Source organism: Flavobacterium sp. (assembly GCF_044341265.1).
Taxonomy (GTDB): domain Bacteria; phylum Bacteroidota; class Bacteroidia; order Flavobacteriales; family Flavobacteriaceae; genus Flavobacterium.
The window spans coordinates 110,371-125,139 of sequence record NZ_JBIISA010000010.1; the positions used below are offsets into that span (position 1 = coordinate 110,371).

The 14,769-nt window shown below is 30.0% G+C and carries 13 protein-coding genes; 7 read left to right on the forward strand and 6 right to left on the reverse strand.

What is annotated here, in order from left to right:
• Both ACIQ06_RS07225 and ACIQ06_RS07230 read right to left on the reverse strand, forming a co-directional pair.
• Positions 1-2,004: a sensor histidine kinase gene (locus ACIQ06_RS07225; RefSeq protein WP_396144941.1), complete on the reverse strand. Its 2,004-nt coding sequence runs from the start codon at positions 2,002-2,004 to the stop codon at positions 1-3.
• A 60-nt stretch (positions 2,005-2,064) separates the two neighbouring features.
• Positions 2,065-2,307, reverse strand: a complete 243-nt coding sequence (locus ACIQ06_RS07230) for a hypothetical protein (RefSeq protein WP_396144943.1) — start codon at positions 2,305-2,307, stop codon at positions 2,065-2,067.
• 205 nt (positions 2,308-2,512) lie between these two features.
• On the opposite strand from ACIQ06_RS07230, the gene ACIQ06_RS07235 reads away from it, so the two are divergent.
• From ACIQ06_RS07235 to ACIQ06_RS07250, 4 genes are read left to right on the forward strand one after another with little or no spacing between them, the layout of a single operon-like run.
• Positions 2,513-3,241: a metallophosphoesterase gene (locus tag ACIQ06_RS07235; RefSeq protein WP_396144945.1), complete on the forward strand. Its 729-nt coding sequence runs from the start codon at positions 2,513-2,515 to the stop codon at positions 3,239-3,241.
• A 43-nt stretch (positions 3,242-3,284) separates the two neighbouring features.
• Positions 3,285-3,776 carry a DUF6646 family protein gene (locus ACIQ06_RS07240; protein ID WP_396144947.1) on the forward strand — a complete coding sequence of 164 codons (492 nt, stop codon included), beginning with the start codon at positions 3,285-3,287 and terminating at the stop codon, positions 3,774-3,776.
• Between the two features lie 9 nt (positions 3,777-3,785).
• Positions 3,786-4,361 (forward strand): PhnA domain-containing protein, encoded by a 576-nt coding sequence (locus tag ACIQ06_RS07245; protein WP_396144949.1) that lies wholly within the window; start codon positions 3,786-3,788, stop codon positions 4,359-4,361.
• Positions 4,362-4,379: 18 nt separating this feature from the next.
• Complete coding sequence (locus tag ACIQ06_RS07250; protein ID WP_396144951.1) at positions 4,380-5,783, forward strand: hypothetical protein; 1,404 nt, start codon at positions 4,380-4,382, stop codon at positions 5,781-5,783.
• An 81-nt stretch (positions 5,784-5,864) separates the two neighbouring features.
• Here the strand turns inward: ACIQ06_RS07250 and ACIQ06_RS07255 are convergent, their stop codons facing one another.
• From ACIQ06_RS07255 to ACIQ06_RS07270, 4 genes are all read right to left on the reverse strand, one after another.
• Positions 5,865-7,418: an aldehyde dehydrogenase family protein gene (locus tag ACIQ06_RS07255; protein ID WP_396144953.1), complete on the reverse strand. Its 1,554-nt coding sequence runs from the start codon at positions 7,416-7,418 to the stop codon at positions 5,865-5,867.
• 99 nt (positions 7,419-7,517) lie between these two features.
• A complete protein-coding gene (locus tag ACIQ06_RS07260) occupies positions 7,518-8,057 on the reverse strand; it encodes a 3-hydroxyanthranilate 3,4-dioxygenase (RefSeq protein ID WP_396144955.1) in 540 nt (179 codons plus the stop codon).
• A 70-nt stretch (positions 8,058-8,127) separates the two neighbouring features.
• Positions 8,128-8,487, reverse strand: a complete 360-nt coding sequence (locus tag ACIQ06_RS07265; protein WP_396144958.1) for a hypothetical protein — start codon at positions 8,485-8,487, stop codon at positions 8,128-8,130.
• A gap of 44 nt (positions 8,488-8,531) precedes the next feature.
• The gene (locus ACIQ06_RS07270; RefSeq protein ID WP_396144960.1) at positions 8,532-9,638 is read right to left on the reverse strand and encodes an endonuclease/exonuclease/phosphatase family protein; all 1,107 of its coding nucleotides are present in this window, start codon (positions 9,636-9,638) and stop codon (positions 8,532-8,534) included.
• A gap of 138 nt (positions 9,639-9,776) precedes the next feature.
• Between ACIQ06_RS07270 and ACIQ06_RS07275 the strand changes: the two genes are divergently transcribed.
• From ACIQ06_RS07275 to ACIQ06_RS07285, 3 genes are read left to right on the forward strand one after another with little or no spacing between them, the layout of a single operon-like run.
• Positions 9,777-12,581 (forward strand): carboxypeptidase-like regulatory domain-containing protein, encoded by a 2,805-nt coding sequence (locus ACIQ06_RS07275; RefSeq protein ID WP_396144962.1) that lies wholly within the window; start codon positions 9,777-9,779, stop codon positions 12,579-12,581.
• Positions 12,582-12,593: 12 nt separating this feature from the next.
• A complete protein-coding gene (locus ACIQ06_RS07280) occupies positions 12,594-13,208 on the forward strand; it encodes a choice-of-anchor J domain-containing protein (protein WP_396144964.1) in 615 nt (204 codons plus the stop codon).
• Between the two features lie 14 nt (positions 13,209-13,222).
• A complete protein-coding gene (locus tag ACIQ06_RS07285; RefSeq protein WP_396144966.1) occupies positions 13,223-14,602 on the forward strand; it encodes a DUF5689 domain-containing protein in 1,380 nt (459 codons plus the stop codon).
• Positions 14,603-14,769: the final 167 nt, after the last annotated feature.

Sequence of the window (14,769 nt, forward strand, 5' to 3'; positions counted from 1 at the left end):
TTACATTGGAATAGTCAAATTTATTTTTGTTCCTTTCCCAATTTCAGATTGAATATCAAAAGAACCATTTAATTCTTCGATTCTTAGTTTCATGTTTTTAATACCTATACCTGAAGATTTTTTTGAATTATCAAAACCAGTTCCATCATCTGAAATTATAATTACAATTTCATTTGTTTCTGACAAAGTCATTACAATAGCAACGCTTTTAGCTTCAGCATACTTTTCGATATTCTGTAATGCTTCTTGAAGAATTCTGTAAAGATTAATTTTAATATTATTTGAAACCAAATCCCAATTAAGCGCATCACTAACATGAAGATTAAATTGTAATTGTGAATGATTTTCAATTTTATTAAAAAGTTGTTGTACTACGCTAATAAAATTAGCATTATCTGAAAACAAATCAGAATTTAAATTATGGGCTATTGCTCTTATTTCTTTTTCAACTTCTTGAATTTCGTCAATTTGTTTTGAAAAATCTATATCATCTGCAAGATTATTTTTTAGTAATGCAACATATAAATTCATCCTTACTGCTGTTAACTTTCCCATCACACTATCATGAAGATCTAGCGAAATTCTTTGCTTTTCAATATTTTTTCCTTCTTCAATTTTTTGTTGTTGGTCTATTATTAATTGATAGATTTCTTCGTTGGCTTTTTGTTGTTCTTGTTTTAAGAGCAATTCACGTGTTTTGGCCTTTTGCGATTTATTTTTAAACCATAAAAACAAAATTAAAAGTAACAAAAAACTAAAACCTATAATTATCCATATTCTACTATTGAGTAAAACGTTTTGTTTTTCAACGGCTTCTTTCTCTGTAATAATTTGGTCGGTTTCAAATTCAATTCTTGCAAATTTGTCTCGAGTTTTTCTTTCCTCAATTTGAAGACTATCATTCAAATGAATAAATCGATTACTATAATAAGAATATTGTTGTGGATTGGCTTCACCAAGAAGTTTTAAAATAATTAGCTCATCTTCAAAAATATCGTTTTGATGTGCTTGCTTTTGAGCGTCTTTGAAGTAAAAGTTTGCTTTAGTTGTATCTTTTTGAGCTAAATAATATTCTCCTAAATAGGTTTTAGAAGTAATTTGAATAGGTGCAAACTTCAAGCTATCACCAATTTTAAGCGTTTCTAAAAACTGATTTACAACCGATTTGTCGCCTTGTTTGAATTTGGAATATGCAATATTATTTTTAAGATAGCAATAAATATATATTTGGCTATTTTTATCTATCAAAAAAGACAATCCTTTTTTAGAAAAAAATAATGACTCATTAAATTGTTTTTGCTTTTGTTTGACTAATGCCGTATAATTTAGTGCTTGTATTTTATTATGTAAATAATTTGAATCTAATTTAAAATCTTCGCAGATTTCATAAGCCTTTTGGTAATATTCGAAAGCCTTATCATAATATTGTAATCCAGACTGAGAATTTCCTAATGTAATATAACAATTGTATTCTAATAATACATCATTTTCAGATTTTGCAATTTTTAAAGATCTGATTGCTAATTTTTCTGCTTCAACAAAATCTTTTTTAAAGGTTAAAATATTAGCTTTAGTTATAGAAACATAAGAAACTAATAAATCATCATCAAGCTTTTTATAGTTTTTTTCTGCAATTTTAAGAAAGTAATATGCTTTTTCGTAATTTGATATATCATAATAATAGTTTCCTAATGCGTTATTACAATATGCTATTTCTCTGACTTTTAAAAGTTTATTATTTTTTAATAATTCGTAACAAATATTTACATATTTTGGGTTTTTAAATGATTGATATAAATAAGAAAGATTTAGATGTCTTTTCCGACTAACGGAATCATTACTATCAAATTTTAAAATTGAATAAATACTATCAGCAACATTTAATTTAAATTTATAATCTTGGGATTTTTCGGCTTCGTTTAAAAGACTATCAATATTTTTTTCTTTAAGTAAAAACGTATTCTCTTTTTTACAACTAAAAAAGAGAATACATATTAAAATCAAAAAGAGATTATTTTTCAAAGTGGAATTCTTGATTAATCAAAAATACAAAAATATTATTACTTATGGCTTTTTTGGTGGTATTTGTGAAGTCGGCGGAACAATATCTACTTCTTTATTAGTTTCAGGAATTGTATCTCCTTTTTGAAAAAATTGTTCTTTTACAGTAATAGAATTTTTGTTATTGTTTGGCGTTGTTTCAATTTCATCAACAGTACACGAGGTCATTAATGATAGTAGCGCAATTCCTGCTAATGATAAAATAAGAGATTTTGAATTGTTTTTTTGAATAGTAGATGGTTTCATAATTTGTAAGTATTAAAATAAGACAATAGTTTTCTTTGTAAGACATTTTTAAAAATGCTTTACTTTTTTTGTTAAATTTTTAAGGAATTCCTTGTACTTGTATTAATACGATGTAAAATTACTATTGTTGAAAAGAGTAGATTTACGTTAAAAGTGTAAAAAATGTTAAAATATGTTTAGCTTTGTGAAATAATGGATAAACAAAATGAATAGAACATTAGTAATTGGAGATATACACGGCGGTTTAAGAGCGTTGCATCAAATAATGGAGCGAGCTAATGTTACCCTAAACGATAGTTTAATTTTTCTTGGTGATTATGTTGATGGATGGAGTCAATCGCCTCAGGTTATAGATTATTTGATTGATTTAGGTCAAAAACAAAAATGCATCTTCATCAGAGGAAATCACGACGAACTCCTTTTAGATTGGCTTGAAAACAGCACTGATAATAGAGAATGGTATAAACATGGTGGAGAAGCTACTGTTATTGCCTATTCAACAATTTCTGAAGCAACAAAGTTGAAGCATATTGCATTTTTAAAGTCATTGGAAAACTATTATTTAGATGATAAAAACAGGTTGTTTATTCATGCTGGTTTTACCAATATGAATGGCATTGCTTATGAATATTTTCCGAAATTATTTTATTGGGATAGAACCTTGTGGGAAACTGCGTTATCGTTGGATGAAAACTTAGAAAAAACAAGTTGGTTTTATCCAAGAAGATTGAGTTTATATGATGAAATTTATATTGGCCACACACCTGTTACAAGAATTGGTGAAACTATTCCAATCAAAAAAGCTTGCATTTGGAATGTAGATACTGGAGCTGCTTTTAAAGGACCTTTGACAATTATGGATGTAGATTCTAAAGAATTTTGGCAAAGCGAACCTTTGAACCATTTGTATCACACTGAAAAAGGACGTAATTAAATTAATAAACTATTATATTTGCACTCTAAAATTTACAGAAATTATGAAAAGAGTTATTACATTATTACTTGTGTTAACTGCAAGTTTTGCAAATTCGCAAGCGTTTAAAGGAAAAGGAGATAAAAAATTTCAAGTTGGAGCGACGATGCAAGAATATGGAACTGGAATTGCTGCGACTATTGATTTTGGAGCAGGAGAAAATATTTCTTATGGATTTACAACTTCCTATTTATTGAATACCACAACCAAAGCAGGAACACCTAAATTTGTTGATAAATTCGATGCAAAAGCACGTTTCAATGCTAATATTGGAAATGTTTTGAATATTAGTGACAAGTTAGATATTTACCCAGGACTTGATTTAGGTTTAAGAAACTTTGGTGCTCATCTTGGTGCAAGATATTTTTTTACAGAAGGTTTTGGAATTTACACAGAAGCTGGAATTCCTTTGGCGAAATATGATTCAAACACTATTGGATATGAGAGATTCAATAATCAGTTTGTGTTTCAAATTGGCGCTTCATTCAACTTATAATCTTATAAAATGAGTGTAGTTACCGAAAAAAGATTAAAAGACAGAAGTGGTTCTTTATGCGAAATTAGTGGAAGTGATGAAAATTTAGTAGTCTATTTGGTAGAACCAAAAACAGAAGCTACTCCAGAAAACTGTATTTTAATTACAAAATCATTAAGAGACCAAATTGAAAATCCTGAAACTACCAATGCAAATGATTGGCGTGGTTTAAGTGATAGTATGTGGAATGAAAATCTTCCGGTTCAAATTGTTTCTTGGAGAATGCATGCACGATTAAAAAACATGGATATGTTAGAAATGATGTATCTTGATGAAGATGCCTTAGAATGGGCAAAAGCAACTGGTGAAGCCGATGATGACGAAGGAAAAATTGTTCACAAAGATTCAAATGGAAATGTACTTTTGGATGGTGATTCAGTAGTTTTAATAAAAGATTTAGATGTAAAAGGAGCGACTTTCACTGCAAAACGTGGTGCGGCTGTACATAATATTAAATTAGTTTGGGACGATGCTAACCTTATTGAAGGACGTGTTGAAAACCAAAGTATATTTATATTGACACAATATGTAAAGAAGACTAAGTAATAAAATTCAAACAAAAAAATGAAAAAAATCTTCCTTTTAATATTATTTGTTTTTACTCAACTAAGTAATGCCGTAGAATTATTTTCATATAAATTAAATGAGAATGAAAAACTCGAAGGCAATTTTTCAATAGTTGTAAATGATAAAGAAACATGTCATTTTTTGTTTATTAAAAATACCGAGTCTAAAAAATATATAGTTAAGGCGATCTTATTATCATCTGAAAAAAAAATAAAACAGCTTGATGATTTAGTTCTTGATGTAGAACCAAATTTTTATACAAGTCATACCAATGGCGATTTGCTAACAATTTCTAATTATGATGAAAAAAAGAAAATGTTGACCATCATTGACTTCAATATGATATCAGGAAAAAGTACTTCTGAAAATTTAAATGATTTTAAACCTGACTTATATTTTAAAGAAAAGAATAAATCGTTTTTAGTAAATCTTGGTAAAAATGATGTTTATGTACAAATAATTACAAATTCAAAATCTACTCAAAAGAAAGTTTTTAATATTCCAGAATCTATACTTAAGGACTATAAAGATATTAAAAACGCAACTTTGCCAATAGAAGGCATCAATCAAAGTGAGTTTGTTAAAAATGGTTCTATAAATAAATTTAGGGCCTATATAACAGACAATAATTTATACTTTACAAGTACTAAGAACGATTCTCAAACTGGTGTTATAAAGTTTGATTTTAATAGTAATTTAGTTGAAAATACAATTATAGATTATAATTTCAACACTACTTACATGAGCAGAAATACATTTATTAATAATGATAATTTGTATGCCATTTCATCTTCAGAAAATGATATAATCATAAAATCATTTAATCTTATCAATAACAAAGAAAATGCAAAACTATCTGTAATGTCTGATTTGATAGAAATTATTGATAAAACTGCAATTCAAAATTTCTTGTCACAATCTAAAGTATCAAATTTAGTTACTACAATTACTTTAAACAAAACTACTGATAACTTGTACAAGGTTAGAGTAGATAGAGTTAATAGAAACCTATATAGTTATAATTATAATTGGTGGTGGCATCATGAATTTATGATGATGCAAATGCAAATGATGCAGATGCAACAGATTAGAATGTCAAGTATGGGAAGACCTGGTGGATTTGGTCCAAACAACAATTTTGAAGAGGATTTGTTGATGTCTTTAGGTAAAGAAAAAGAATATTACTATATTGAATTTGTAGTTGATTCAAATTTTGTTCCACAGAAAAATTCTACTTCAGAGACACTATTTAAAAATTTTAATGTTGATAAATTGATTAAAGAATTTGAAGATGATTCTAGTATTAAAAAATTTGCACCTGCTTTTTTATCAAACGAAGTAAGGTATATTTATCAAAACAATAAAACAAAAGAAATTCTAATTGATTATAAAAAATTATAAAATCTTCAACTAATAAAAAAAGCGACTTAAAAATATTTAAGTCGCTTTTTGTTTATTTAGATTTCTCTTGGTTTTTTTAAACTACAAATCAAATTTAATTCCTTGAGCTAATGGCAATTGATCCGAATAATTGATTGTATTTGTTTGTCTTCTCATATATACTTTCCAAGAATCAGAACCAGATTCTCTTCCACCACCAGTTTCTTTTTCACCACCAAAAGCTCCTCCAATTTCAGCTCCAGAAGTTCCGATATTTACGTTGGCAATTCCACAATCTGAACCTGCAAAAGACAAGAATTTTTCAGCTTCTTTCATTTCGTTAGTCATAATAGCAGATGATAAACCTTGAGCAACACCATTTTGTTTTGCAATTGCATTTTCAACTTCACCACTGTATTTCATTAAATATAAAATTGGTGCAAAAGTTTCGTGTTGTACGATTTCAAAAGAATTTTCAGCTTCAATAATTGCTGGTTTTACATAACAACCAGATTCGTAACCTTCGCCAGATAGAACTCCACCTTCAACTAGTACTTTTCCACCTTCAGCTTTTGCTTTTTCAATAGCTGCTAAATAAGTGTTTACTGCATCCGTATCAATTAATGGTCCGATATGATTTTTTTGATCTAATGGATTTCCAATAGTCAATTGACCATAAGCACCAACAATAGCGTCTCTAACTTTATCATAAACCGATTCGTGAATGATTAATCTTCTAGTAGAAGTACAACGTTGACCAGCAGTTCCCACAGCACCAAAAACAGCACCAGGAACAACCACTTTTAAATCAGCTGTTGGCGTAATAATTATGGCATTGTTTCCACCTAATTCTAATAAAGATTTTCCGAATCGTTGTGCAACGGTTGCGCCAACAATTCTTCCCATTCGAGTTGAACCTGTAGCAGAAATTAAAGGAATTCTAGCATCAGTAGTCATCATTTCTCCTACCTTATAATCGCCATTGATGATACATGAAATACCTTCAGGTAAATTATTTGCTTTTAAAACTTCTGCAATAATATTTTGACATGCAATTGAACATAGAGGTGCTTTTTCTGAAGCTTTCCACACACAAACATCACCACAAATCCATGCTAATGCTGTATTCCAAGACCAAACCGCTACTGGAAAGTTGAAAGCAGAAATGATTCCAACAACTCCAATTGGATGCCATTGTTCTCTCATAACGTGGCCTGGGCGTTCTGATGGCATAGTTTGTCCGTTTAGTTGACGTGATAAACCAACTGCAAAATCGCAGATGTCAATCATTTCTTGAACTTCACCGTAACCTTCTTGCAAAGATTTCCCCATTTCATAAGAAACTAATTTCCCTAATGGTTCTTTTAATTCTCTTAATTTATTTCCAAATTGACGAACAATTTCTCCACGTTGAGGAGCTGGCATTGCTCTAAAAGTTAGGAAAGCAGCCGTTGCAGTTTGCATTACTTTTTCGTAATCTTCTGCGGTAGTTGTTTTTACTTTTCCTATTAGTTGACCATCAACTGGCGAGTAGCTTTCAATAATTTCACCATTTGAAAAATGATTATTTCCTGTAGAAGTTCCTTCATTAATAGCTTTTACTCCAAGAATTTCTAATGCTTCGGTCATGCCGAATTGTTGAGCAATTGTTGACATTATGTGTTTTTTTTGAATGTTTTTTAAATTTTATACAAAAATAGTAGTTTTTTTTGAATATTAGGCAGTTTATATCTTTTGGCAAAAACACTAAAAACCTTATTTTTTATCTACAAATCTTTCGTCGGATTCCATAGTTGTCCCACACTTTTCACAAGTTCGAAGGTGTTCTGAATTGTAAAAATGTTTAAAATGAGATAAGAAATCAGTTTCTATGTTGTGAAGTTCAAAATAGACTTCATATAGTTTATGATTACAATTTTCACAAAACCAAAGCAAACCATCTGGAATATCTTTACCTTCTCTTTTTCGTTCAACAACTAAACCTATTGAACCTTCTGTTCTTGATGGAGAATGAGGTACTTTAGCTGGAAGTAGAAACATATCTCCTGCGGAAAGTTTCATAGCTTTCTTTTTGCCATTATCTTGAACATAAACCGTTATTTCTCCTTCTAACTGATAAAATAATTCTTCGGTTTCATTATAATGAAAATCTTTGCGTGCATTTGGCCCACCAACTATCATTACAATATAATCACCAGAATCTATGTACAGATTTTTATTTCCAACTGGTGGTTTTAAAAGGTATCTGTTTTCTTCAATCCATTTGTTGAGATTGAAAGGTTTTTGAATTGACATAATACTATAATGTTTTTACGAAATTACAAAAAATAAAAAAGGTTAGCCTTAAACTAACCTTTTAATATCTTTATTTTATTTCAATTTCTAGCGGATTAAATATCTGAGGGATTTTTTTGGGATCTTTTTCATAAACTGAGATAGTCCCTTTTACTGTAATTTCTTTTCCAACAGATTGAGAAAGATCTAATTGATGTTCTTCAAGGTATTTGTTAGAGATAACAACTGTAAATACATTGTCTGGATAAGGTTTATCAATATTTATATAATTAGTTGATTTTCCTTCAGATGCCAACTTAAAAGAAGCAACTTTACCTTTCAAAATAACTTCTTTCCCAATATATTCTTTTGCTTGAGATGTTGTTATAGTTTCTTGAGCAAATGATGTTGTAACAAGAATTAAAAATGTGATAATAAAAAACTTTTTCATAATACTAATTTAAAAAGGTTAGCATAAACTAACCTTAGATTTTTTTAATTCAATTGTTTAATCAAATAGATATAAACTGGAAAGTGATCGCTAAATCCGGGTTCGCTTTGAGAATTTCTGAGTGGATATCCTTTATATTGTCCAGTGGTCTGAATTAGGAATGGTTTGTTATAAATTCCTGCCTTCCAATATCTAAAAGAGGTATAATCATTTCTGGTTAATGGTTCTGTAAACATAATTTGATCGAAAATATCTCCTGAATCTCTATAAAAAAGGGACGCATTTCCTTCCTTAGCCATTTGCTCAAAAGGATTGTATATATCTCCAGATGTTTTTAATTCTGATTTTTTAAGTTTAGCTCCAATACCAACTTTAACACTTTTATTGTAAGAACCATCATTTAAATCACCCATAGTAATGATTTTAGCATCTGGATTAATCTTAATTAACGAATCAATTATTTTTCTATTAAGTGCTCCGGCAGCCTCACGAAATGGTGAACTTTTTTTCTCACCACCAGAACGAGAAGGCCAGTGATTAACAATAATATTTACTTCTTCTCCATCTAGAAAGCCCGTAACCAAAAGTTGATCACGAGTGTAAACTCTTTCAGAAGTATTATCGACCTCTACATTATCATCTGTTGCTTCTCCTTTGTCTTTCTTATCTTCTTTACCTTGTTGATTTTTATAAATCAATAATGGAATGTTAACATAGCTTGTTGGCTTAAAATGTTTTTTCTGATATAGCAAAGCCACATCAATTCCTCTTTTGTCAGGAGAATCAAAGTGAACAATTCCATAATCTCTATTAATTAATTTTGGTTGCTTAACTAAGTCTTCTAAAACCCTTCTGTTTTCAATTTCACAGCCACCTATTAATGTTGGAGAATTTGTTGGATTTTCACCGGTACCTATTTCAGAAAGTACTCTAGCTAAATTGTCTAATTTCTTTTTATATTTTCTTCCTGTCCAATTCATTGCTCCATCTGGTAACCACTCTTCATCATTATTAGAACCATTAATTGTATCAAACAAGTTTTCAAAATTGTAAAACGCAACGGTATGAATAATATACTTTTTTGACTGGGCATTTACCGCTATTGTTGCGAATAAAACAAAGAAAACGGCAATTAAGTTTTTAATTTTCATTTTAACTATATTAATTAATTATGAAGTTTAACACAAACTTCACGCCAAAAGTAAATAATATTATTAAAAGATGTACATTTGTAGGCTGTTAAGTTTGTATTAAGACTTAACGAAAAGAAAATTAATTTAATTCAATTTATGAAAAAACTTGTCATTAGTATTTTGTTTGTGATGCAAGTGTGTTTTGCTTTTGCACAAACAGGTACTGGATTTTCCGGAAAAGTTGTTGACTCAAAAACACAAAAGCCATTACAAAATGTTGTTGCTTCTATTCAGAACAGTAATTTAACTGAAATTACAGATGCTGAAGGAAAATTTGTTTTTAAATCAGTCCCAGCTGGTTCACAATTATTGGTAGTTAAAAGTGATGGTTATAAAGACCAACTATTAGCTATTGATGTAGAACAAGGAAAAATTTTAGATTTGGGAGTTGTTGTTTTGGAAGAAGATGTTACTGAAGAACAACAATTAAGTTTAGTTACCATCACTGATAACGATTTGGGTGATGATAATAGTGGTTCAGAGAGTACTTCTGGACTTTTACAAGCTTCAAGAGATGCTTTTCAACAAGCTGCTGCTTTCAACTGGGGTCTTGCAAGATTTAGAATTCGTGGTTTAGATAATGAAAATGCTACAACCATGATTAATGGAGTAGCAATGAATAAAATATATGATGGAAGACCACAATGGGGTAACTGGGGTGGATTGAATGATGCTACTCGTAACCAAGAATTTACAATGGGTTCTGCACCATCTGACTACACTTTTGGTGGGATTTTAGGAACACAAGAGATTAATACAAGAGCTTCTATTTACAGACCAGGTTCGAGAGTGTCGTTTTCAGGAACAAACACTAATTATAGCTGGAGAACTATGGGTACACATGCTTCAGGAATGAATAAAAATGGATGGGCTTTTGTAGTGTCAGCATCTAGAAGATGGGCTCAAGAAGGATATTTTGAAGGAACTGATTACAGTGCTAACTCAGTTTTTGCAAGTGTTGAGAAAAAAATCAACGAAAAACATTCGTTAAACTTTACTTCAATATACGCTGAAAATAGTCGTGGAAGAAATTCTCCTAATACCGATGAAGTAAACAGAATTGCAGGATACAGATATAATTCTTATTGGGGATATCAAGATGGGAAAAAACGTAATTCTAGAGATAGAGATGTAACTGAACCAATATTAATGTTAAATCATTTCTGGAAAGTTACTAACAAAACTAATATAACTTCTGGTATTACTCATCAATTTGGTAAAATTGGAAGTAGTAGAATCGATAACCAAGGTGCAGATAATCCTGATCCAACTTATTACAGAAATTTACCAAGTTACTATACTTCACTTTGGAATCCAGATGATTACACAGATTTCCAAGGAGATGATCCTGCAAATATTGCTTTAGCAGCCGATGCTAAATTTTTAAATAACAGACAATTAAATTGGAATGAAATGTATCAAGCCAATTTGTCTACTGCAGATGGTCATAGTGCCTATATCTTGTATGAAGATAGAACTGATGACAAATTATGGACAGCCAATACCGTAATTAATTCTCAATTAGCAGATAATATAGTATTAAATGCTGGTGGGACTTTTAAAAGTTTAAAATCACACAACTTTGCCAACCTTCTTGATTTACTTGGTGGTCAGTATTATGAAGACTACGATAATTTTCAAGTTGGTAATGAACAACAATCTGATTTAAATAATCCAAATAGAAAAGTTGGTGTTGGTGACACTTTTGCATACAACTACAATTTAATGGCAACTACATTTGAAGCCTTTACTCAATTTAAATTTACATACAAAAAAGTAGATTTTTATTTAGCTCAGACTTATACTAAAAACCAATATCAAAGAGAAGGTTTATACAAAAATGGTTTATATCCAACAAACTCATTTGGTAAAGGTGATAAGATATCTTTTGAGAACTTTGGTTTTAAAGGTGGCTTAACTTATAAAATATCTGGTAGACATTTCTTGAATTTTAATGGAGTTTATTTGACTAAAGCGCCTTCAATGCGTAATGTTTTTCCAAATGCTAGATTAAATAATAATATTACTTTGGGAATTGAAAATGAAAATATTTCAAGTGTAGATGCAAGTTATGTGATTAGAACTCCTAAATTTAAATCTAGAATTACAGCTTACATGTCAAGCATTAAAAATGCAACAGAAACTTCATTTTTCTTTGGTGAAGGTATTTTTGATGATGATAATGGAGATGGTGGAGATGCATTTGTTGCAGAAACTGTAACAAATATTGAAAAAAGAAATATAGGTCTTGAATTGGGTATGGAGTATCAGCTTACTTCTACAATTAAATTGACTGCAAATGCTGCATACGGAGAGTACACTTATAACAACAACCCTAATGTTGTGTTGAATAACGATAACTTAGCTTCTCCTACCAATACAAATCCAATTATTGATTTTGGACAAGCAAATCTAAAAGGATATAGATTATCTGGTGGACCTCAAACTGCAGCTTCATTTGGTATTGAATATCGTGATCCAAAGTTTTGGTGGATTGGAGCTAATGCAAATTACTTAGCAAACAATTATCTTGATGTTTCGGCATTATTAAGAACGCAAAACTTTTTTAGAAATCCATTAGATAATGAAGGACTTCCTTTTCCTGAAGCTACTAACGAAAGAGCTAAAGAATTGCTAAAACAAAAAGAATTTAATAACTTTACTTTGGTAAACTTAACTGGTGGTAAATCTTGGAAAATCAAAAGTAGCACTTTCGGATTTTTTGCATCATTAAACAATGTATTTGATATTCAATATAAAACTGGCGGTTTTGAACAAGCTAGAAATGCAAATTTCAGAGAAGTTAACCAAGATGTATCAAGTGGAACACCTGCTTTTGCACCAAAATATTTTTACGGTTTTGGAAGATCATACTTCCTAAATTTATATGTAAACTTTTAATAAAATATAGTTATGAAAAAAACAATTTTATTCCTTTTAGGAGTTATGGTAATGACTTCTTTTACGGCATGTTCTCCGGAAGAAGATATTAAAAACCCAGATTTTCAACCATACAAACTTTTTGAAGATTTTACTTCAAATACTACTGATGGTGCTGTAATTAATTTAGCTGGATGGACAAATTTTGCTGAAGCAGGAACTGTAAAGTGGAACCAAGGTATTTATTATTCTGATAAATATGCTGAATTTACAAGCTTTCAGTCTGGACAAGCTGTAAATATTGCTTGGTTAGTATCACCAAAAATCAATGTTGAATCAAACTCAAAATTAGCATTTGATGTGGCACAAGCTTATGTGTCAACTGCTGCAAATTCAATTGAGCTTTTAGTTTCAACAGATTTTGATGGAACAAATGTTACTGCAGCTAATTGGACGGTTTTAAATTTTACAAAACCACCATTAAACTTTGATACTAATTTTGATTTCTTTAGCGCAGGATTAATCGATTTATCTGCTTATGCATCTAAAGATGTTTATCTAGCATTTAAAGTTAAAGGTTCTGGTACTAACACTACATTAGATGGTACTTATGAAATTGACAATGTTAGAATTATTAATAAAAACTAATTGTAAAGGTAAAAATGAAAAAATCAATTTTTAAAAATATATTTACTCTGGCATTGACTACAATTTGTTTATCAAGTTGTGTTAATGACGACTCATACGATGTGCCAGAAAATACACTGAAAACTTACGAGTTGACTCCAACGATAGCTGTTAACCAAATTGTGGCTACGTCAACACCTGTTCTTTATACTGCAGATGATATTATCGAAGCTTATGTAACATCAAGTGATGAAAAAGGAACTTTTTACAAATCAATTTCTTTTCAAGATTTGAAAAATACCGCTACAACAATAAAAGGTTTTAGTGTTCCTTTAAACATTACTACTTTATATGGTAAAGGTTTTACACCAGGTAGAAAAGTGTATATTAAACTTAAAGGACTTTATGTTGCTAACGTTTTTGGTTCATTACAAATTGGTAGTCTATTTGAAGGCGAAATTGGAAGAATTGCTGAGAATGTATGGCAAAATCATTTGTTGCCATCAGCTACTATAGTACCAGAAAGTGACTTAGTAAGACCTTTTTCATTAAGCGCTGCTTACGCTGATGTAAACCAAAATACATTGATTGACTTGAGTCCTGTTCAATTTGACGAAAGTTCTATAAATAGAACCTATTATGATGTTGATTCTGGTGGTGGTGCTACTAATCATGCAATAATTGCAACATCAGGAGGAACTAGCAGAATATTAAGAATGAGTAGTTTTTGTCCATTTTCTGGTAACACAGTTCCATCTGGAAGTGGTACAATCAGAGGTGTTTTAACAAAATATGATACTGATTTTCAATTTATTGTAAGATATGAAAGTGACTTTAAATTAAATAGTCCTAGAGTTGATGTTTTCCCTCCGATAGTTGGTAATGCATTACAATATCTTGGTGTGTTTACAGAAAACTTTGAGAGTTATACAGCTGGTTCTGCAACAACAGGACAAAATAATTTTCCAAAATATGTAAATGATCCTGTTGTTGGTTCAAAAACATGGAGAACAAGATCATCTAGTGGTACTAAATATATCGAAATGTCATCTTTTGGTAATCCTGTAGAAAATAACAGAACTTTATTCATTGTTCCAGTTGATATGACTGCTGCAAATAACTTATCATTTAAAACTAGAACAAATTTCTATAATGGTGAAACTTTAAAAGTTTACTATAGTACTAATTATGTTCCTGGTTCTGCAATAAGTTCTGCAACATTAGTAAATATTACTTCTAATTTTACTTTTTCGACTGCGAATACTTCAACTGCATCATTTACAAATAGTGGTGTATATTCTATACCAACATCTGTAACTGGAAATGGATTTTTCATATTTGAATATACTGGTTCAGGTTTATCAAGCCCTGCACTTACTACAAATATGCAAATTGACGATATTGTTGTGAATTAATTTTTACAACGTAAATTATATAAAAAGAGCTTCCTGAATTGGAGGGCACTGAAAAACATCGTTTATTTTGATTAGCACCGTTTTTTAGAGAATAAAAAAACGCTTATAGTAGGATTTTATACATCCGTTATAAGCGTTTTACTTTTTGCAACTGTTTTTTATTGTAG

What these genes read in the sequence shown, in the direction of transcription:
- ACIQ06_RS07230 (WP_396144943.1), bottom strand. Translation starts at nt 2,307, where the DNA reads ATGAAACCATCTACTATTCAAAAAAACAATTCAAAATCTCTTATTTTA.
- ACIQ06_RS07235 (WP_396144945.1), top strand. Translation starts at nt 2,513, where the DNA reads ATGAATAGAACATTAGTAATTGGAGATATACACGGCGGTTTAAGAGCG.
- ACIQ06_RS07240 (WP_396144947.1), top strand. Translation starts at nt 3,285, where the DNA reads ATGAAAAGAGTTATTACATTATTACTTGTGTTAACTGCAAGTTTTGCA.
- ACIQ06_RS07245 (WP_396144949.1), top strand. Translation starts at nt 3,786, where the DNA reads ATGAGTGTAGTTACCGAAAAAAGATTAAAAGACAGAAGTGGTTCTTTA.
- ACIQ06_RS07250 (WP_396144951.1), top strand. Translation starts at nt 4,380, where the DNA reads ATGAAAAAAATCTTCCTTTTAATATTATTTGTTTTTACTCAACTAAGT.
- ACIQ06_RS07255 (WP_396144953.1), bottom strand. Translation starts at nt 7,418, where the DNA reads ATGTCAACAATTGCTCAACAATTCGGCATGACCGAAGCATTAGAAATT.
- ACIQ06_RS07260 (WP_396144955.1), bottom strand. Translation starts at nt 8,057, where the DNA reads ATGTCAATTCAAAAACCTTTCAATCTCAACAAATGGATTGAAGAAAAC.
- ACIQ06_RS07265 (WP_396144958.1), bottom strand. Translation starts at nt 8,487, where the DNA reads ATGAAAAAGTTTTTTATTATCACATTTTTAATTCTTGTTACAACATCA.
- ACIQ06_RS07270 (WP_396144960.1), bottom strand. Translation starts at nt 9,638, where the DNA reads ATGAAAATTAAAAACTTAATTGCCGTTTTCTTTGTTTTATTCGCAACA.
- ACIQ06_RS07275 (WP_396144962.1), top strand. Translation starts at nt 9,777, where the DNA reads ATGAAAAAACTTGTCATTAGTATTTTGTTTGTGATGCAAGTGTGTTTT.
- ACIQ06_RS07280 (WP_396144964.1), top strand. Translation starts at nt 12,594, where the DNA reads ATGAAAAAAACAATTTTATTCCTTTTAGGAGTTATGGTAATGACTTCT.
- ACIQ06_RS07285 (WP_396144966.1), top strand. Translation starts at nt 13,223, where the DNA reads ATGAAAAAATCAATTTTTAAAAATATATTTACTCTGGCATTGACTACA.